19 protein-coding genes are annotated in these 18,334 nt (G+C 34.9%); 2 read left to right on the top strand and 17 right to left on the bottom strand.

Features of this window, described 5'->3' with window-relative positions; genetic code table 11:
• Nucleotides 1-42: 42 nt before the first annotated feature.
• From AB1284_RS05785 to AB1284_RS05775, 3 genes are read right to left on the bottom strand one after another with little or no spacing between them, the layout of a single operon-like run.
• Nucleotides 43-231 (bottom strand): capping complex subunit for YIEGIA, encoded by a 189-nt coding sequence (locus AB1284_RS05785; RefSeq protein WP_429750955.1) that lies wholly within the window; start codon nt 229-231, stop codon nt 43-45.
• A complete protein-coding gene (locus AB1284_RS05780; protein ID WP_429750957.1) occupies nt 228-1,121 on the bottom strand; it encodes a YIEGIA family protein in 894 nt (297 codons plus the stop codon). Before AB1284_RS05780 ends, AB1284_RS05785 begins: the two co-directional genes overlap by 4 nt.
• Before the next feature lie 3 nt (nt 1,122-1,124).
• On the bottom strand, nt 1,125-1,724 hold the full coding sequence (locus AB1284_RS05775; RefSeq protein WP_429750959.1) for a YphA family membrane protein: 600 nt from the start codon (nt 1,722-1,724) through the stop codon (nt 1,125-1,127).
• A gap of 116 nt (nt 1,725-1,840) precedes the next feature.
• On the opposite strand from AB1284_RS05775, the gene AB1284_RS05770 reads away from it, so the two are divergent.
• Complete coding sequence (locus tag AB1284_RS05770; protein ID WP_098309423.1) at nt 1,841-1,975, top strand: YpzI family protein; 135 nt, start codon at nt 1,841-1,843, stop codon at nt 1,973-1,975.
• Between the two features lie 53 nt (nt 1,976-2,028).
• Here AB1284_RS05770 and AB1284_RS05765 read toward each other — a convergent pair whose 3' ends face one another.
• The 8 genes from AB1284_RS05765 to AB1284_RS05730 form a co-directional block, all read right to left on the bottom strand.
• Nucleotides 2,029-4,593, bottom strand: a complete 2,565-nt coding sequence (locus AB1284_RS05765; RefSeq protein ID WP_429750961.1) for a LuxR C-terminal-related transcriptional regulator — start codon at nt 4,591-4,593, stop codon at nt 2,029-2,031.
• A 64-nt stretch (nt 4,594-4,657) separates the two neighbouring features.
• Entirely contained in the window at nt 4,658-5,644 is a 987-nt protein-coding gene (locus AB1284_RS05760; RefSeq protein WP_429750962.1) for an ABC transporter permease, read from the bottom strand.
• Nucleotides 5,641-6,387 carry an ABC transporter permease gene (locus tag AB1284_RS05755; RefSeq protein ID WP_429761868.1) on the bottom strand — a complete coding sequence of 249 codons (747 nt, stop codon included), beginning with the start codon at nt 6,385-6,387 and terminating at the stop codon, nt 5,641-5,643. The genes AB1284_RS05760 and AB1284_RS05755 overlap by 4 nt, the downstream gene beginning before the upstream one ends.
• Before the next feature lie 8 nt (nt 6,388-6,395).
• Nucleotides 6,396-7,334 (bottom strand): ABC transporter ATP-binding protein, encoded by a 939-nt coding sequence (locus tag AB1284_RS05750; RefSeq protein ID WP_429750965.1) that lies wholly within the window; start codon nt 7,332-7,334, stop codon nt 6,396-6,398.
• Nucleotides 7,335-7,491: 157 nt separating this feature from the next.
• Nucleotides 7,492-8,541 carry a type 2 isopentenyl-diphosphate Delta-isomerase gene (gene fni / locus AB1284_RS05745; protein WP_429750967.1) on the bottom strand — a complete coding sequence of 350 codons (1,050 nt, stop codon included), beginning with the start codon at nt 8,539-8,541 and terminating at the stop codon, nt 7,492-7,494.
• Between the two features lie 12 nt (nt 8,542-8,553).
• Nucleotides 8,554-9,702, bottom strand: a complete 1,149-nt coding sequence (rpsA, locus tag AB1284_RS05740; RefSeq protein WP_429750969.1) for a 30S ribosomal protein S1 — start codon at nt 9,700-9,702, stop codon at nt 8,554-8,556.
• A 217-nt stretch (nt 9,703-9,919) separates the two neighbouring features.
• Nucleotides 9,920-10,597: a (d)CMP kinase gene (gene cmk / locus AB1284_RS05735; protein ID WP_429754344.1), complete on the bottom strand. Its 678-nt coding sequence runs from the start codon at nt 10,595-10,597 to the stop codon at nt 9,920-9,922.
• A gap of 226 nt (nt 10,598-10,823) precedes the next feature.
• Nucleotides 10,824-10,997 (bottom strand): DUF5359 family protein, encoded by a 174-nt coding sequence (locus AB1284_RS05730; RefSeq protein ID WP_429750971.1) that lies wholly within the window; start codon nt 10,995-10,997, stop codon nt 10,824-10,826.
• 415 nt (nt 10,998-11,412) lie between these two features.
• Here AB1284_RS05730 and AB1284_RS05725 point away from each other — a divergent pair, with 415 nt between their 5' ends.
• On the top strand, nt 11,413-12,384 hold the full coding sequence (locus AB1284_RS05725; protein ID WP_429750973.1) for an asparaginase: 972 nt from the start codon (nt 11,413-11,415) through the stop codon (nt 12,382-12,384).
• A gap of 191 nt (nt 12,385-12,575) precedes the next feature.
• On the opposite strand, the gene AB1284_RS05720 is transcribed toward AB1284_RS05725, so the two are convergent.
• The 6 genes from AB1284_RS05720 to AB1284_RS05695 form a co-directional block, all read right to left on the bottom strand.
• The gene (locus tag AB1284_RS05720; RefSeq protein ID WP_429750974.1) at nt 12,576-13,556 is read right to left on the bottom strand and encodes a YpdA family putative bacillithiol disulfide reductase; all 981 of its coding nucleotides are present in this window, start codon (nt 13,554-13,556) and stop codon (nt 12,576-12,578) included.
• Nucleotides 13,557-13,675: 119 nt separating this feature from the next.
• Nucleotides 13,676-14,206 (bottom strand): peptidoglycan recognition protein family protein, encoded by a 531-nt coding sequence (locus AB1284_RS05715; RefSeq protein WP_336482779.1) that lies wholly within the window; start codon nt 14,204-14,206, stop codon nt 13,676-13,678.
• 82 nt (nt 14,207-14,288) lie between these two features.
• Nucleotides 14,289-14,522: a DUF3961 domain-containing protein gene (locus AB1284_RS05710; protein ID WP_429754345.1), complete on the bottom strand. Its 234-nt coding sequence runs from the start codon at nt 14,520-14,522 to the stop codon at nt 14,289-14,291.
• 684 nt (nt 14,523-15,206) lie between these two features.
• Nucleotides 15,207-16,490 carry an NAD-specific glutamate dehydrogenase gene (gene gudB / locus AB1284_RS05705; protein ID WP_429750976.1) on the bottom strand — a complete coding sequence of 428 codons (1,284 nt, stop codon included), beginning with the start codon at nt 16,488-16,490 and terminating at the stop codon, nt 15,207-15,209.
• 244 nt (nt 16,491-16,734) lie between these two features.
• Nucleotides 16,735-17,340 (bottom strand): genetic competence negative regulator, encoded by a 606-nt coding sequence (locus AB1284_RS05700; RefSeq protein WP_429750978.1) that lies wholly within the window; start codon nt 17,338-17,340, stop codon nt 16,735-16,737.
• An 83-nt stretch (nt 17,341-17,423) separates the two neighbouring features.
• A complete protein-coding gene (locus AB1284_RS05695; RefSeq protein ID WP_429750980.1) occupies nt 17,424-18,314 on the bottom strand; it encodes a MerR family transcriptional regulator in 891 nt (296 codons plus the stop codon).
• Nucleotides 18,315-18,334 lie beyond the last annotated feature (20 nt).

Here is an 18,334-nt window from a genome sequence, read left to right as displayed (position 1 = left end):
ATATTTCTCTTCATATCAAAACATCTCATATTATAGCACATTTCAAGAATGTTTCACAATAATATATAGGTTCTCTTGTAAGCGGTGTGCAATTCCATCTATAATCGCCTCTAAATTATTAGCAACAAACTCCATTTCTTCTACTGTCTCACATACAAATAATGGAGCGCCGCCACCGAATTTTTCTGGAATTGTTGTAATGACAGCAAGAATACATTTTTCTAATATCATCCTTTATCTCCCCTTCCTGTAGGAGCCTCAGAAGGCATATGAACAGCACTCTCTAACGTCGGAACATTTCCGATAATTTGGATAGCTTTATTCACATCTTGATCTTGCGGCAAAACAAACACACCTATTCTCCCATCATTTAAATCCCGTTTTGCAAGCGGTACAAGTGCTGGTGTTCCAGAATCTCGATAAATACCAAGCGCAACAGACATATCATGCAAAATCGCTTGTCTTTGCCCTAAATTCGCTAATGTTATTTTTGCATCAATAGACTTTGGTTTCAAAATAAATCCCATACCATACTTCATAATTTCTTTTTGTCTCGCTGGTAAACCAATATTCATAATATAAATATTATCTACATAAAGACCAGCTCCTTCAAAATGCGGTGGCACATGTTCAATTTCAACGAGATCTCGCAGCCGTTTACCAGACATTAACTTTTTCACAACAAAGAAACTTATTATTCCAGCTAAAATACCAGCGTACCACGATTTAAAACCTAAATAAGCAAAGGTGCTTACAAAAGACGTTAACATCGCTAAATAGTTACGGCTCTCAAACACAAGTGCAATTCCTTCAATATATGTATTACCCCGAGGGACAAGCTCATATCCGTCTAGCTGCTGCAATGTATTACGCTCCATATTACGCACATCACGAAACTGCGATGCCGCTAATGTCAGAAATGTAATAGCGGAAAAATCTTTCTTCAAAATAGATGGGATTGCAACTGCCCCAAGGGCAGATGCAGTAATTCCCATAGCGATATGAATAATCTTGCCATGCAAGCGAGTTGGATACTGCCTTGTATCAGTTTGAAGCATTAAAATTCGTGTAACTGTTCCAACAATTACTCCAAGTAAAATAGCCGATGTATATGAGTTCATAAACTACCCTTGCCCCTCCTTCACTTGTTTTTGCTTAAATTGCCCTGTGTATGTCATTATTTTTCCAACGCTATATAGAAGACTAAAGAACATTGTGGACACAGCAATCATATTAAAAAACTGCAAGCTCCCCAGCTGATACGGAAAATTAAGGTTCTTTAAAACAAAAGCTACAAACACTTCACCTTGCAAAGCCCCTACATATAATCCCCATATACGTAACAGACGGTCTCGATGCAATAAAATAGATGTATAAACGAGAATACCACTTAACATCCATGTACGATTTATAACAATCCAAATCGGATCGTATAATTCTATTAAGGAAAAACTTGTATATAGCATTGCGATTATAAGCGCACAAAGTAAAGTATAGATTTTTTTCCATACTGAATATACTGCAATTCCAGTAAATGAAATTCCGCCCAGCAAAAGAGCATTTGCTGAGATTGTGAAAGAAGAAATTGAAATCATTGTTTGCGAACAACTAATAAATAATAAAATGGCAGCACTAACATAAAGTCTAAACGTATCTTTTTTCAAAAAAAATGTTGCAACAATCCATCCCATCCACGCTAAAAAATAAAAATAACTTCCTGCCAAGTTATCACCTCCTATTATTTCCATTATGGGAATTTTTCATGAAAAATAATCCTGTTTTACAGCTGCATATTTTTAAAAATAACAGCAACACTTTGTACTAAGGAGGTGGGGACACCATGGGTAAAGATCGTCAAGAAAAAAAATTAAAACAATCGCGACGTGTGGAATCTGACCGCAGTCAGTCACTACAATATCCGGGCGCAACAGGATTCGATACACCAGAGCAAGCGCGAAAACAAAATCAACATTAAAACAAAAACAGCCAACGCGATGTTGGCTGTTACCTTTTTTCGTATATTGACATTTACTTTATAATTCCTTCTTCTGTCGCTTTCTTTATTGCTTCAACGCGATTTGATACATGAAGCTTTGAATAAATATTAATAATGTGCGTCTTAACTGTCGAAATAGATATGCACAACCGTTCACCAATTTTCTTATTTGACGCCCCGGTTGCAAGAACCTTTAGTACTTCTAGTTCTCTATTACTTAAAATAAAATTCTCCTTATCATGATTTCCTAACTGTAATAACGTGTTTAAAAACTCCCTCTCTCTCTCATTTAAATCTTGCAATCGTTCTTCTTTTAATAACAACAACAATGTTTGAATTTGTTTATCTATCCTTGTATAAGGTAATAAAATGTGATTTTCATAACTATAATGAACCGCTTCTCGTAATAAATTTAAAAGCTCTCGCTTATGCTTTTGCATATCATTTCCTAAGATAAGAACTTTTAATAATAACGCTTCTATTAATAGTACTTTCATTTTATGTTTCCTTGTAAATTCTGCAATTTCATCAAGTAACTGTAACGATTCTTGTATGTTTCCTTTCTGCAATAAAATCTGAGCATATAACATTTTATCTTCATTTCGTAGTTTCTTTTTTTCTTTTTTTTGTTGATACATGACAGAAAATTGATCTAGTTGCTGCACAAATTCCTCATCAACATGGATTGCATATTTTAGTAAGGAGGATATAAACAACTCATTTTGATATGCATCAAATGTTTGTAACTTTTGAATCGTTTCTTTCGCTTGCTGCTTATCACCTTTTAGAAATTGAAGTTCCATTACATTATATAAATAAGCTTTTCCTAAAGCAGCTTCGTCACCTTGGACATGTTGTAGTGATTTTTCAGCCTTATCCAATTGTAAACGCTTTAAATAAATACCTGTAATTCCAATATGACAAGTTACTGTGAGAGTTGATAAAAATGAATGTTGTTCAATCACCTCAAAAAGCTGATTATATAACCTCTCACACTCTTTTAAATCTCCTAATTCCTCTTTAATCTGGCATAAAGAACTTAAAATGCCCATTTTGACATATGGATTTTTCATTCTCTTCTCAAGCATAGACGCTTTATCAAGCACATATAGTGCATCCTTGATTCGTTCCTGAAACCACAGAAAAAATGATAATTCTACATAAATAATTGCCTTCGTTACATCACTTATATCCATGTCTTCAATTTCATTTATAAACAAAACATCTAATTGTAAATTTTCTTCCTCAATTAAAGCCTTGCAAAATTCGAATACCTTCCAAGGATGATGACCACTTTCTCCTTCGTACACGACATTTAATATTTTTGTGCACTGCTCAAACTCCATATTACAATAATGGTAAAAAATGAGTTGAAACGCCATCTCTTTATTTTGCACAATACACATTAACGGAATATGTCGCAAATAGCTCCATCCCTGTGGATTTTGTCCGTGTATTTCAATTTTTTTCAAAGCAGATTCATAACACTGCATCTCTAATAACTGTTTTATACATTCCTCAAAATCACCGCATCGTTCATATACTTCTGCCGCTCGTAAACGTAACTTCTTTTGTGTCTCCACTTCTAACCGCTCAAAAGAATGTTGTAAAAACTGCTGAAAAATCGCGTGATAGCGATATATCCCACGATCTTCGTCAAGATTAATTATAAATAAATGTTTTTGAAATAGACGTGTAATCATTTCTTTTGTACCCTGTTTTTCCAACAATTCATCACAAATTTCCTCATTAAAATAACTTAAAATAGATGTTTTTAAGAGAAAGTCTTGCTCTTCTTCTTCCAGTGCCTCTAAAATCTCTTTCGATAAATAAGCAATCATATATTTATTCAACACTTTCATATGCTGCATACAATCATTTTTATGATAAGAGCGTGCAAGGGCAATTAACTGAAGACCACCAATCCATCCTTCCGCCAATATATTCATATCATGAACTACTTCATGTTTCAGATCCATCTTCAATGTATATCTAATAAATTGAAAGCCTTCATCTGCTGAGAACTTTAGTTCTTCTTCTCCAATTTCTAATAATCTTCCTGAAATAAGAAAATCCCCTACATAAAAATCAGGTTCTTCTCTCGTTAATAAAACAATATGAATATTTTCTGAGGAATGCTTCAAAAAATATTCCATTGTCTTATTAACATCAACATCCGTTATATAATGGAAATCATCAATAACAATCGTAATATCATCTTTTATACTTAATATATTAATCAAAGCAACAATTATACGCTTCATATCATCCTTATGCATAATCATCTGAAATAAAGAAAAAATCTCTTCTATTTCCTCTATATATACCCGCAAGCTCTCTAACATATAGTACCAAAAGGAAAATACATTATTATTCTCTTTATCTAGAGTAATCCACACAATTGCAACCTCTGGATTTTCTTTTACAAATGAAGATAGTATAGTAGTTTTCCCACTACCAGCCGAACCTTTTACAACTACAAGTTTATAATCGTGCAATGTTTCTAATTTTTCTAGCAGTTTCTCTCTACGAACATAATTTTTCCGAGGTGTTGGAGTCATTAATTTTGTAGAAATGATGTGAACTTCTCTCTTCATTTCATCACCTTATCATTTGCTTTATGCATTTTATTTCCATTTTATATGGTTTGCATAGCAAATATCAATATCTCCCTACCTGTACTCGCTTTTTACAAATGATTATACTTAACACAAAAAATAGCAAGACAACAAAACATATATACGTAATTGCTCCTCCATACCGTGCTATATTATAGCCATTTTCAACTCCATCAATAAATGTAAGATACTGTTTTTGCGGCAAAATCCGCACAAACCAATCAACTATCCCATCATTTTGTTTTAAAGCAAAAAAGGATCCTGACAGAATAGAAGTAAAAACAATAATAGAAGAAGATAACATCATTGTATTATCAGTAGTTTCTATAATTGTACTCATAAATAACGCAAAAGATGTTGCAATCATAACAAGGATAGCCAATAAATAACTATATTCTAAAAAGCTGAATCCTATATCTACTTGAAACATTACCTTTTCGACTATTAAAATGAGAAAGGTTGGAATATATACAATAAGAAATGTAAAAAGATACTGAGCAAATAAATAATTACTAATACGTATAGGAGAAGATACAATACGGGTAAAGGTACGATTTTCCTTATCTTCTGTAAAAAAACTCATAAACATAATATTCTCTAATAATACAAACATACAAAGATAACCTAAAATATTCGTACCTACTTTTCTCAGTTCGTCTTGATGAAACGAACCAATGCTTTTTTGTTGAAATACCATCTCGACTTTTTCTTTGAAATTATGTTCTTTAAGTGTCTTTACCTCTATTTGTCCGTTCTCTTTCGGAATAACTGCTGCATCATATTTTTTCATTACAAATTCAGACATACTTGGAATTTTATTTGTGTTTTTAATATTAAACCCTTCTACATGTATATTACTCCTACCCTCTTGTGTTACATAAGCGATATTCCCTTTCATTTCAAATTTGGAAGTAAAGAAAATAGCAAGTGATATAGAAATAAACGTAAGGAGGATTGTTAACAATATATAATTCTTTTTACTAATAGCTCGCCGGATATTATGACGAAAAACAATAAAAATCTCGTTCATACATAATCCTCCACCTTAAATAGAAATTTACAACCAACCAACCCAAAACAAGTTAACACAATTAAAACACTTCCTGTTGTGAGAAAAAAGCTAAAATCTTGATCATATATAATCTTCATTACACATTCTATAACCCACTTTACTGGTGAAATATACGATATTGTTCGAACGGTGTCTCCTAGTCCATCGAGAGAAAAGAATACTCCTCCTAAAATTGCAAAAGCGTTATTTAACAAACTTAATATTTTATTCGTTACTTCTTCGCTTTTAAACATACAGCAAAATAATACGCCGATAACCGCTGATAAAAAATTAAATAACAACACGATTATAATGACATAGCCAACATTTTCCCCTCCAAATATTACATGCAGACTTATATGAGCCACATACATGACAAACAAATAACAAACAGACGTAAAAGTAAATGTAGCCAAAATTTTTGACAAATAAAGATAAGAAAGATGAATCGGACTATACATAACTCGTAAATTACTATTTTTTAGTCTTTTTTCCATAAAGCTATTAGAAGCAGTCATAGACACATTCAAAATACCATATATCAAAATCGTAACACCGTAATAATCATAAGAGGTAATACCACTTTCTCCATAACTCCCATTACTTAAATAGCCAAAAATCAATATAAACAAAATTGGAGAAATTGTATTCGTTAGTAAAAGGACTGGATTCATAACAATATTAACTACATCGCGTTTATATAACACAAAGAAGCTCATCATTTTCACCTTCAATCTCTTAATTTTCTTCCCGTTAACTGTAAAAATACTGTTTCTAAACTTGCACTTTCACTCATAATATTTTTCACTTTCATTCCTTCATTTACAAGAAGTGTAATAATTTTATCCAAATTTTCCACACCTTTTAACACTACAACTTCTATTACTCCATCTTTTATTGTTACTTCTTTCATCCCTTCAATTTTAAAAAAACTTTCTTCTATCCCTGCTGTTATATGTTCACATTCTATGAAATAACGTTCTTCATCTGCAATATGTTTCTTAAGCGCTTCTTTTGTTCCTTCTGCAATAATCTCACCATGATCCATAATGATAATTCTTGTTGATATCTCTTCTACCTCTTCCATATAATGCGTTGTATAAATAATTGTAGATCCTTGTTCTTGTAATTGTTTGATTGACTGTAAAATATGATTTCGAGATTGCGGATCAATCCCAACTGTCGGTTCATCCATAATAATAACTTTTGGTTTATGTGCAATCGCACACGCTATATTAAGCCTTCTTTTCATTCCACCTGAAAAAGTTTTCGGTTTTTCATTTTTCTTATCAAGCAGTCCAACAAATTGCAATGCTTCATCTACAGCTTGTTGCAATTGCGTTCCTTTCAAACCGTAAAGAGCAGCAAAAAACGCTACATTTTGTTCCGCCGTTACCTCTTCATAAATCGCTAAATCCTGTGGCACAATACCGAGGTTTCGCTTTACATATCGTGCATGTTTTTTTACATGTTTTCCTTCAAACAAAATTTCTCCTTCATCGTACTGTAAAATGGTTGATAAAATATGAATAGTCGTACTTTTCCCAGCGCCATTTGGACCAAGGAAACATAAAATTTCTCCCTCTCTTACATCGAATGAAATACCATTTAATGCTTTATAATGTGCGTAACATTTTTCTAACGCTCTCACCTCAATTAACTTTTTCATATCATCCGCTCCTTTCTTCCTCATTGTATGGATTTTATAAACAAAAAAAATCAACCGAATGGTTGATTCATTCGGTTGATTTTTATCTCACTATTCGTAGACAGTAAGCCCCCCACTGATGGAAATTTCACTTCATCTTAACTAAGATGTATTTCAATTAGCGCCTACTATATATTGTTGTATCAATCCCACGCTGGGTAAGCCAATGGTATGTATCACCATTAATAACAATTGGCACTCGTTGAAGCTCAGCGATTGTTCGCACCCCCAGCGCTGTCATGATAAACTTTAAATCTGTATGTAATACTTCTATTTCTTCTATTAATTTCTCAATACCTTCATTCATCAGTATTCGTAAAAAATGACCGGCAAACGCCACAGCCGATGCTCCTAATGCTAAAGATTTCGCTACATCAAGTGCTGTTTGAATACCACCTGATGCAATAATAGAGAGGTTTTTTTGTGTAGAGGATGCTTCAATTAAAGATGAAACAGTCGGAATGCCCCACTCATTGAAATAAGAAAGCACTCTCTGCCTTCTTTCATTTTCAACCGCAGCAAAGTTTGTGCCGCCATAACCACCAATATCTATAGTAGAAACACCAACACCGGCTAAATTCTCTACTGTTTCTTTACTCATGCCAAAACCAACTTCTTTTACTATAACAGGAACAGAAGAATACTTTACAATTTGTTCGATTCTCTCTAATGCACCTGTAAAGTCTCTATCGCCTTCTGGCATTGTCAATTCTTGAATGACGTTCAAATGAATTTGCAACGCATTTGCTTCAAGCATATCAACAGCTCGCTGCGCTTGTTCTACTGTTGCTTCGCTTCCTAAGTTTGCGATAACAATTCCATTCGGATTCACTTTTCTCACAATTTTATAAGATGCAGCTTCATTGGGATCTTTTAAAGCTGCCATTTGCGAACCAACAGCCATCGCAAGCTGATGCCGATGCGCTACCCAGGCTAGTTGTTCGTTAATATGTAGTGTGTGCTCTCCGCCACCACCAGTCATCGCATTGATAAAAATCGGCGAACTTAAAGAAAGTTCGCCGATTCCTGTTTGAAATGATATACTTTCATAACTTATATTTGGTAAGCTTTGATGAACAAAAGCAATGTCACGAAAGCCATGTGTACGAGACTGTCCGGTAGAAAGAGCATACTCAATATGTTCTAATTTACGCTTTGCTCTTACCACACGTATCCCTCATTATTTCTTTAATTTTTTTAGCTGTTCTCCAATAATATCACCTAATTGGAATGTTGCAGAATCAGAAGATGGTTCATATTTACTGTAATCTTCTGTTACATTATTTTCTTCAAGTGCTTCTTTTATACTTAAGGAAATACGTTTTTCTTCTGAATGAACTTCTAACACCTTTACTTTTACGCCTTGTCCGATTTCTAATACTTCATTCGGATTTTTCACATGACGATTTGCAATTTGCGAGACATGTACAAGTCCTTCTACGCCAGGAAGAATCTCAACGAATGCCCCGAAAGTAACAAGACGTTTTACTTTCCCATCTAATATATCGCCTGCTTTTACTTGATTTGCAACATTCCCCCAAGGTCCTGGCTGTGCTGCTTTAATAGATAGAGAAATACGCTGTGTATCAGCATCAACAGATAAAACTTTTACTTTTACAGTTTGTCCCTCTGCTAATACATCAGATGGTTGTTCTACACGATCATGAGAGATTTGTGAAATATGAACTAAACCATCCACACCACCAACATTTACAAACGCTCCAAAATCAGTTAAACGTTGTACCGTTCCTTCTACAATATCTCCTTCTTTTAAAGAAGAAACCGCTGCTTTTTTCTTCATTTCTAACTCTTGTTCCACCACTGCCTTATGAGAAAGAATAACACGATTTTTCTCACGATCTAATTCTACAATTTTTACTGCCAATGTTTTCTCTTTATAATCAGTAAAATCTTCAACGTAATGCACTTCTACAAGTGAAGCTGGAATAAAACCACGCACACCAAGGTCAACAACTAGACCTCCGTTCACGATATCTTTGATTGTTACATCGAACACTTCACCTGATGTAAATTTCCCTTGTAATACTTCCCATGCTTTTTCTGCATCTACAGCACGCTTAGATAACACTAAGTCATCATCTTCTAATTTAATTACTTTTAACTCAAGAGTTTGTTCTACTTCTACAACATCGCCTGCTTTTTCAATATGGACATTCGCCAATTCACTAATTGGAATGACACCATCAGTTTTGTACCCGACATTCACAAATACTTGCTTGTCTTCGACTTTTGTTACTGTACCTGTAACAATATCACCTACTTGTAACGCCTTTGTGTTCACAACTTCTTCATTCATTTTTTCTACCATGGAAATACCTCCCTACTGAAATGGCAAAGCATCTTTATGTATATACGAAATGGAAACAATAGCTTCCATTTGCATGTATGTAAAATATTTAGAAAATACCCTCTTTTACTAACTTCTAACAAATTGACGAATTTGTCAAGAAAATTGTCTCATTAATCAATCGAAAGAATCGTACATTTTTAAAAATAAAAATAAGGAAAGAGGATAACCTCTTCCCTTATTTTGCGAACGTTTCCGATACAATATCCATAATCTTTTGAACTACTTCTTCAATAGACAAAGACGTTGTATCTAATTCCGTTGCATCCTCAGCTTTCTTTAATGGAGATACTTCACGTTCAGAATCTAATTTATCACGGCGTGCAATTTCTTCTTTTAGTTGTTCTAAATTAGAAGGAAATCCTTTTTGTGTGTTTTCTAAATGTCTTCTCTCTGCTCGTTCCTCAACAGAAGCTAACATAAAAATTTTCACTTCCGCATCCGGCAATACATGCGTGCCAATATCACGTCCATCCATAACAACGCCGCCTTTTTCTGCTAGCGCTTGTTGACGACGCACCATTTCTTCACGAACGAGGCGATGTCTTGCCACAATTGATACACGATTTGTTACGTCTGGTGTACGAATCACTTCTGACACATCTTGCCCACTTAAAAAGACAAGTTGTACATTTTCTCCATGTTGAAATTTAATATCTATATTTTTTATGACTTCCATTAACTTTTCTTCATTCTCAATATCAACACCTTGCTGCAGTGCTGCATACGTTACTGTGCGATACATTGCACCCGTATCAATATAAACATAAGAAAGTTTTTTAGCAACAATTTTGGCAACCGTACTTTTACCTGCAGCTGCAGGACCATCAATTGCAATCGAAATTCGTTTGTCCATTGTAACACCCCATTTTTCACTTATAAAAACAGAAGGAAAAGCAGGTACGTCTCCCCCTGCTTCTCTCATAATCGTTTCACTTTACATTAACAGGCAGTAAAAGCCTGATTGGTTGAATGAACGATCGACGTGGAGAAAAATTCTCCTACAAATAATCGTTTCAATTTATTCCGTTTCAAGTCCTCAACCATTGTAGCATAATCCTCCTTAGAAGCAAATGAAAAACCTATTCATTCACCTCTAAAATTTTTGTCATAAACCCTTTTGTTACACCTTCATAATATACAACTTTTGATAAATATTTCGCTATATGGTCTTGGGTTAAAAGTAATTGGACAATACATAAACAAAGACATTGTACAATAAGGATACGAATTAAGATCTTCTCTATTTTCTTCAAATTTCACATCTCCTTTTACTTATTATCTCGCTACTTTTCGTCGGTAACTCTCACTTCAAGATTTTGAGGAAATAAAGCAGATAGGTCATAAATAACTGCTGACATACGTTCGAATGGCGAGAGTTTTCCATTAGTGAAGAAGACCGCTTCCAACTCACAAAAACTTCATTTTATCACGTACTAAAGGGCACCCGAAGATTATGAAAAACCAGAGGATATATGGGAGATGGCTGCTTGTATGAGCTCGACTAGTTCAACTAACCAAGCGCCAGAGATGAAGCTTCCACTATTAAATATTTCACTTTATTTTCATTTTGATAATCTCTTATAAGTTTTATACTTTTCCATTGTCGAACTCGGTCAAATCATGTTATGTTCTTAATGTATTTTCATTGATTGGAGAGGGGCAAAGGCATTGAAAAAAATTCTTGTTTTACACACAGGTGGAACAATTGCGATGGAAGAAGATAAAGAAACTGGAGTTGTTCAACCAGGTGCGCAAAATCCACTTTTAAAATTCATTCCAAATTTAGAAGAAGATATCGATTTAATTGTTGAAGATGTCTTTCATCTTCCATCTCCTCACATGACACCAAATGAAATGCTACAATTGCAAGTCATGATTGACGAGAAGGTTAAGAACGATAACATGCAAGGGGTTGTCATCACACACGGAACGGATACATTGGAAGAAACAGCTTATTTCCTTGACTTAACTGTACAAGCTGATGTACCAATTGTCGTGACAGGGGCAATGCGTTCAAGTAATGAATTAGGTGCTGATGGTTTATATAACTTTTTGTCAGCTGTTAAAGTTGCTAGTAGTGAAGAAGCAAAAGGAAAAGGTGTCCTTGTCGTATTAAATGATGAAATTCACTGTGCAACGAATGTGACAAAAACACATACAAGTAACGTGGCAACGTTCCAAAGTCCGCAATATGGTCCAATTGGCATGGTAACGAAGCGTGGTGTTGTCTTTCACCAAGCATTAGTACATCACGAAAAATATGCGGTTACACAAATTACAAAAAACATTGTTATATTAAAGGCATATGCAGGTATGGATGATACGTTATTATCTGCAATTGAGCAGCTTCCCGTTGACGGAATTATCATCGAAGCACTTGGACAAGGAAACTTACCGCCACGCACACTTCCTGCACTGCAACGTTTAATAAATAAAGGTATTCCAGTTGTTCTTGTTTCTCGCTGCTTCAACGGAATTGTTCAAGATGTATATTCTTATGAGGGTGGCGGCAAACATTTGAAAAACATGGGCATCATCTTCACATATGGTTTAAATGCTCAAAAAGCACGTATTAAGTTGCTCGTTGGACTAGAAGTAACAAATGAACAAGCAAAGATTCAAGCCATGTTTAGACATTAAAATACGATTGTAACAAAAACCACCTCTGTCTAATTCCTAAAACTACGAATTAGACGAAGGTGGTTTTCATTTTTCATTACTCAAGTAAAACTTCCATCAGTGAGGGGATTTCTTCATCCCCCGCCTATCTTCTTCACTTTTCTCTCAATCTTGAGGTGGGGCTTATTGCCCACGAGTAGCGGGATAAATTTTTACTGTTCACGTTCTGCAATAATTTTCGCAATCGCGTCTCCATGAAATCTTCCATTTTCTATAAAAATTTCATTCGCATTATTACCAGCAGCAATTACACCAGCAATAAAAATCCCTTTCACATTCGTTTCCATCGTTTCCTCTTTATATAGGGGTCTTCCTGTTTCATGATCAATTTCTACGCCCATTTTCGTTAAAAAACTATGATCTGGATGATAGCCTGTCATCGCAAACACATAATCATTTGCAATCATGTACTCTTCATCTTCTACTGCATACATGACTGTAGATTCCATAATTTCTTTTACATGTGCTCCAAACTCCATTTTTATCGTACCTTGACGAACTAACGCTTCAAATTCTGGTAAAATCCACGGTTTAATACTTGGAGAATAAACTTGACCCCGATATAAAACAGTCACACGTGCTCCACATTTTACAAGTTCTAACGCCGCATCTACACTTGAATTCTTTCCTCCAATTACTACAACATCACGATCAAAATAAGGATGTCCTTCTTTGAAATAATGCGCTACTTTTTCTAACTCTTCTCCCGGAACATTCATATAATTAGGATTGTCATAATATCCAGTTGCGATAATAACATATTTTGCTTTATACTCCTCTTGCTTTCCGTCCCCTTTTATTGTTTGAACAAAAAAGAAACCCTCTTCTTTCTTTACCTCTTCCACCCGTTCAAACGCGTTCACACGTACATGTTTCCGTTTTACTACTTCACGATAATACGCTAATGCTTGATTCCGGACAGGCTTACGATTTTCTGTAATAAAGGCAACTCCACCAATTTCTAGCTTTTCACTAGAAGAAAAAAACGTTTGGTGCGTTGGATAATTATAAATTGCATTAACAATATTTCCTTTTTCAATTACAAGTGGATTAATCCCAACATTTTGCAGGGCAATTGCTGCTGCTAATCCACATGGTCCGCCTCCGATAATAATTGCTGTTTCCTTTTGCATATAAGGCTCAACTCCTAGTCTTCTGCTCTATCTATTCAAATAAAAAATTACAAAACAAGAAAAAACCTACTTTTAGCAGTAGGCACCTATCTTTATTGTATTCATTTTTCATATATTTGTCATCTATACGATACGTACATACGATAGACGTCCGCTAAAAATTGTCGAAAAGGTATACCCTGATTACTTAATACATGTTCGGGATCAATTTTACGAGCAGGATCAAGCTTCTTATGCGAAACAATATCTGTCTTTGGATTTAAACCAAAATTATGGCACAAATATGCATGATACCAAGTAAAACGCGTATATGCATTCCAAAAATTTATATTTCCACCGTAGCAAAGTTCAACACCAATTGCTGCACTATTAGCATTGTAACCATATATGTCATTATCTGTCGGAACATTGTACCGAACATGATAGGCTACCTCATTAATCGGAATAATCTCTAGTATAGTTTTATCATCAATAAATGTATGAGCTGAAGCTTTTGGTTGCACATCATTAAAGTAGTCTCGATTTCCAATTGCATTACTGCCTGGATTTCCTGTATCATGACTGACAATAAAACGAACTTTTGAAAGTCGAATACCGGGCCGAGAGCCTCCATGTTTAATATAATTTCGCTGTATAGGAAACTTCGCCATTCACATCATCTCCGCTCTAATAAAATTCTCTTTCTAATCTTATATGTATTCAGATGATGCGTCCCTATCGCAAACATTATTATCAAAACAGAAAATCCATCATATTTGAAACAAATATCATAAATAACAGTATACTTATTGCCACCGTATAAAAACCATAAAACCAAATTTCATCTTGTTTCGTTTCTAAACCAAAAAAACGATTCACTTTATGTAAGAAAGAAGAGCGTTTCACATGCTTCTTACGTAAAACTTCAACTCGCTCCATTACATGTATTGGCATCATAAAACGTTGTTCTGCAGTCGTCTTCATTATAATCTCTCCTTTATCTGATTGGTGAGAGCTTCCCATCAATAAAGGATGAAGAAACTCTCCACTAATGAGAAGTTCACTTTATTTCGTTTCCATTTTTTCCATCTAAGGAGAGTATAGCACAAATGTTCTGTTAGAACAAGCGTTCTCTTGATGTTTTTACAAACTCACATAACCCATAAGCAATACAACTAGTACCCCACAACTGCGATGACCAGTCCTCAACTAATAATCAATCGGACTTTTACGGGCAATTTATCCCCACCTAACTTCTATGCTTTCACTATATTTTAAGGTGAGGATATCACACTGTCCGTTATACCCTAGGTAGATGCTTCCCATCGTATCTGAACAAGCCTTGTCTTGTCCGATTGTTTTTCTTCTAATCTCTCTTCTAAATCAACAATTCACTGTTCTAATTCATCCACCCGCTGCACCCGGATCAATTCACACCTTCTATTCCCATTCCCCTTTCTTCAACCTTACTCAGCCATGTGCAGGCTAAACCTTCCATTCAAAATCCAGCGAAAACAAAGGAGATGAGCTAGTCTGCACCCGAGTGATAAGAGCTTTCCGCTAAAGAGAAAGAAACCTGATGGAAATTTCATTCTATCTTACAATATAATTACAACAAAAAACCGCAACTTCCTTTACAGGAAATTGCGGTCTGCTTCATCAATAATCGGTTTATACCCAACCTCTGAAGCGGCTTGCTTCTGCCATTTTACGAACACCAACCATATAAGCTGCTAAACGCATATTCACTTTGCGAACTTGCGCTGTTTCGTAAATAGAATCAAATGAGCTTACCATTACTTTTTCTAAACGAGCTTCTACTTCTTCTTCAGTCCAGTAGTAACCTTGATTATTTTGTACCCATTCAAAGTAAGAAACTGTTACGCCACCAGCACTTGCTAATACGTCTGGAACAAGTAAAATGCCACGCTCTGTTAAAATTTTTGTTGCTTCTAACGTTGTAGGGCCATTCGCTGCTTCTACAACAATTTTCGCTTTAATATCCGCTGCATTTTCTTCTGTAATTTGATTTTCAATTGCAGCTGGTACTAAAATATCACAATCTAGTTCTAATAATTCTTTATTTGAAATTGTATTATTAAACAATTTTGTTACCGTACCGAAGCTATCACGACGGTCTAATAAGTAATCGATATCTAAGCCGTTTGGATCATGAAGTGCACCGTAAGCATCGGAAATTGCAATTACCTTCGCTCCTGCATCGTGCATAAACTTCGCTAAGAAACTACCTGCATTTCCGAACCCTTGTACAACAACTCGCGCGCCTTTAATATCAATACCACGTTTTTTAGCTGCTTCGCGAATACAAATTGTTACACCCTTTGCAGTCGCTGTTTCACGGCCATGAGATCCCCCTAATACAAGCGGCTTTCCTGTAATAAATCCAGGTGAGTTAAATTCGTCAATACGGCTATATTCATCCATCATCCATGCCATAATTTGTGAATTTGTAAATACATCTGGAGCTGGAATATCTTTCGTTGGACCTACGATTTGGCTAATTGCTCTTACATAGCCACGGCTTAATCTTTCTAGCTCACGGAAAGACATTTCACGTGGATCACAAATGATACCACCTTTACCACCACCATACGGCAGATCAACAATACCACATTTTAGGCTCATCCAAATAGAAAGTGCCTTTACTTCATTTTCCGTTACATTCGGATGAAAGCGGATACCACCTTTTGTTGGACCAACAGCATCATTATGCTGAGCACGATATCCTGTAAATATTTTAACAGTTCCATCATCCATACGAACTGGGATCTTCACTGTCATCATACGAACTGGTTCTTTAAGTAATTCATATACCTCGTTTGGATAACCCAATTTCTCTAAGGCTTCTTTAATAACAATTTGCGTCGAATTCAATAATTCAAAATGTTGTTCTCTTTGTTGTGTTTGTGTTTGAGCTCCCTTTTCGGCTACCATAGTAAGTAAACCCCCTGTAATTTCACTTGTTTAGTAAACCTTCATTGCCTAGTATACACTCTTAAAATAGGAATGCAAGAGAAAACGCTAACAAATATATACAAACCTTTTTATCGTTTGCAAACGTTTTCAATATCATTATAGTCCTTTTATTCTTTTTAGCAAGGCGAAATACTTAAAAAACTATTATTTTTTCATATAATAATTAAATATTTTACATAAGGAAAAACCTCAACTGCATCACCTAGCTGAGGTTTTCTTTTGTGATAAAATAATTGTATATTTGCTCAATTGCTTCATTTGCCATAAGCTCTTTTCCATATTCCATCATTCGGTAAATTGTAATTGTGGAGGAGCTACCAAACTCTGCTAAAATGGCAATCATATCTTCTTTCAATAACGTAGTAGAATCTTCTTCTAACCATAAATAAAAACGATTTTGCCACGTATAAAGCTTTCCACCTGTTACTCCGAGACTATATAAACGACCCGCTAATGCAATTACATCCTCCAATGAAGTAAATTCGTATAGTATATGTTCGCTCTCATCAAGAGTAACTTGCATTTCAATGAATTCATCTTGAAATTCCTCTTCCGTATCTGACTCCTGATTCTCTTTCGTAACAATAACAACCATACCTTGGGCTTGTAACGAAAATACCTCTACCGCAATCGGACCATCTGCCTCAAAGCCGAGCTCTTTATTCGCTTCTTGCATCATATCTCGAAACAGTTGTTGTACTTTCGGTGCATTTTTCCATAAATCTTCCTTTGTAAGTCCACGTTCTGACAAATCGTCGAACGTCAGAAAGATTTTAATTTTATTATAATTTAAACGTTCCAACCTCATCCCGTAACCTCCTTACGCAACCGTTGCATTTAATTTTTATTATATGAAACAGAAAATAGATGGTTCTTTCCGAACAACCATTCTCACATTTTTAACCATTCATCCCATTCTTCTTTCGTATGCCCAACAAACCAGTTACGAGCCTCTTTGTTTTCTTCATTAGAAAATTCAAAAACAAAACCACTAAGCCCAATACAAAGGTTTGCATATTGTTCATGTAATCTCTTTGCAAGCTGAACACTTGCCGTTACATTTTCTTTTATTGTACAAGAAATAAACAAGATTTTAGGATTTACTTTTTTGATTACATCATCAATATCAATTTCTTCTATGCCTGTCCCAATATAGGTTACTGGATAACCTTTCCGGCGCAAATATGTTGTAAAAATAAATAATCCAAGTTCACATAATTCCCCGGGAGCGCATATAGAAAGTACCTTTGGTAGTCCTGTATGAATCGGCATACTATGATAAATCACTCCGATACGCGAGCGTAAAAATGAAGCCGCATACCGTTCCTCTGCACTTGTTATTTTTTCATTCAAGCGCATTTCTCTTAACCTTACAAGCAATTTTACTAATACATCTGTAATCACTTTATCTATAGAAAAAATACTAAAAGCTTCATCCAGTAACTCAAGAGCTTGTATTTCATCAAATTTTAACAAAGAATAAAGGATATCGTCTACTAAAAGTTCTACTTTATTATATTCTATTTCTGATAAATTGTGATTTTGTAATTGGTTATTTTCTAATAAACTAACCGCTTGTCCAATGGTAAATCCTTGATTCACTTTGTTAATAAGCCATTTTAATATTTGGACATGTTCTTCTGTATATAATCGATGCCCAGCATTATTACGTTTCGGTGCAATAACTTGGTACCGTCTTTCCCAAGCTCGCAATGTGCCCGGGTGTATACCGAGCATATTTGAAACCAATTTAATGTTATATTTACCTATTGAACTTGGCATATCTTTTCCCACCTTAAAAA

Source organism: Bacillus sp. S2(2024), assembly GCF_050474045.1.
GTDB lineage: Bacteria > Bacillota > Bacilli > Bacillales > Bacillaceae_G > Bacillus_A > Bacillus_A yunxiaonensis.
This window is presented reverse-complemented; position numbering and strand designations above follow the sequence as displayed.

Excerpts from the sequence above, each read along its gene's own strand:
- AB1284_RS05720 (WP_429750974.1), bottom strand. The coding sequence starts at position 13,556 with ATGCAAAAGGAAACAGCAATTATTATCGGAGGCGGACCATGTGGATTA.
- AB1284_RS05695 (WP_429750980.1), bottom strand. The coding sequence starts at position 18,314 with ATGCCAAGTTCAATAGGTAAATATAACATTAAATTGGTTTCAAATATG.
- AB1284_RS05780 (WP_429750957.1), bottom strand. The coding sequence starts at position 1,121 with ATGAACTCATATACATCGGCTATTTTACTTGGAGTAATTGTTGGAACA.
- gudB (WP_429750976.1), bottom strand. The coding sequence starts at position 16,490 with ATGGTAGCCGAAAAGGGAGCTCAAACACAAACACAACAAAGAGAACAA.
- rpsA (WP_429750969.1), bottom strand. The coding sequence starts at position 9,702 with ATGGTAGAAAAAATGAATGAAGAAGTTGTGAACACAAAGGCGTTACAA.
- cmk (WP_429754344.1), bottom strand. The coding sequence starts at position 10,597 with ATGGACAAACGAATTTCGATTGCAATTGATGGTCCTGCAGCTGCAGGT.
- AB1284_RS05750 (WP_429750965.1), bottom strand. The coding sequence starts at position 7,334 with ATGAAAAAGTTAATTGAGGTGAGAGCGTTAGAAAAATGTTACGCACAT.
- AB1284_RS05715 (WP_336482779.1), bottom strand. The coding sequence starts at position 14,206 with ATGGCGAAGTTTCCTATACAGCGAAATTATATTAAACATGGAGGCTCT.
- AB1284_RS05755 (WP_429761868.1), bottom strand. The coding sequence starts at position 6,387 with ATGATGAGCTTCTTTGTGTTATATAAACGCGATGTAGTTAATATTGTT.
- AB1284_RS05770 (WP_098309423.1), top strand. The coding sequence starts at position 1,841 with ATGGGTAAAGATCGTCAAGAAAAAAAATTAAAACAATCGCGACGTGTG.
- AB1284_RS05760 (WP_429750962.1), bottom strand. The coding sequence starts at position 5,644 with ATGAACGAGATTTTTATTGTTTTTCGTCATAATATCCGGCGAGCTATT.
- AB1284_RS05785 (WP_429750955.1), bottom strand. The coding sequence starts at position 231 with ATGATATTAGAAAAATGTATTCTTGCTGTCATTACAACAATTCCAGAA.
- AB1284_RS05700 (WP_429750978.1), bottom strand. The coding sequence starts at position 17,340 with ATGAGGTTGGAACGTTTAAATTATAATAAAATTAAAATCTTTCTGACG.
- AB1284_RS05765 (WP_429750961.1), bottom strand. The coding sequence starts at position 4,593 with ATGAAGAGAGAAGTTCACATCATTTCTACAAAATTAATGACTCCAACA.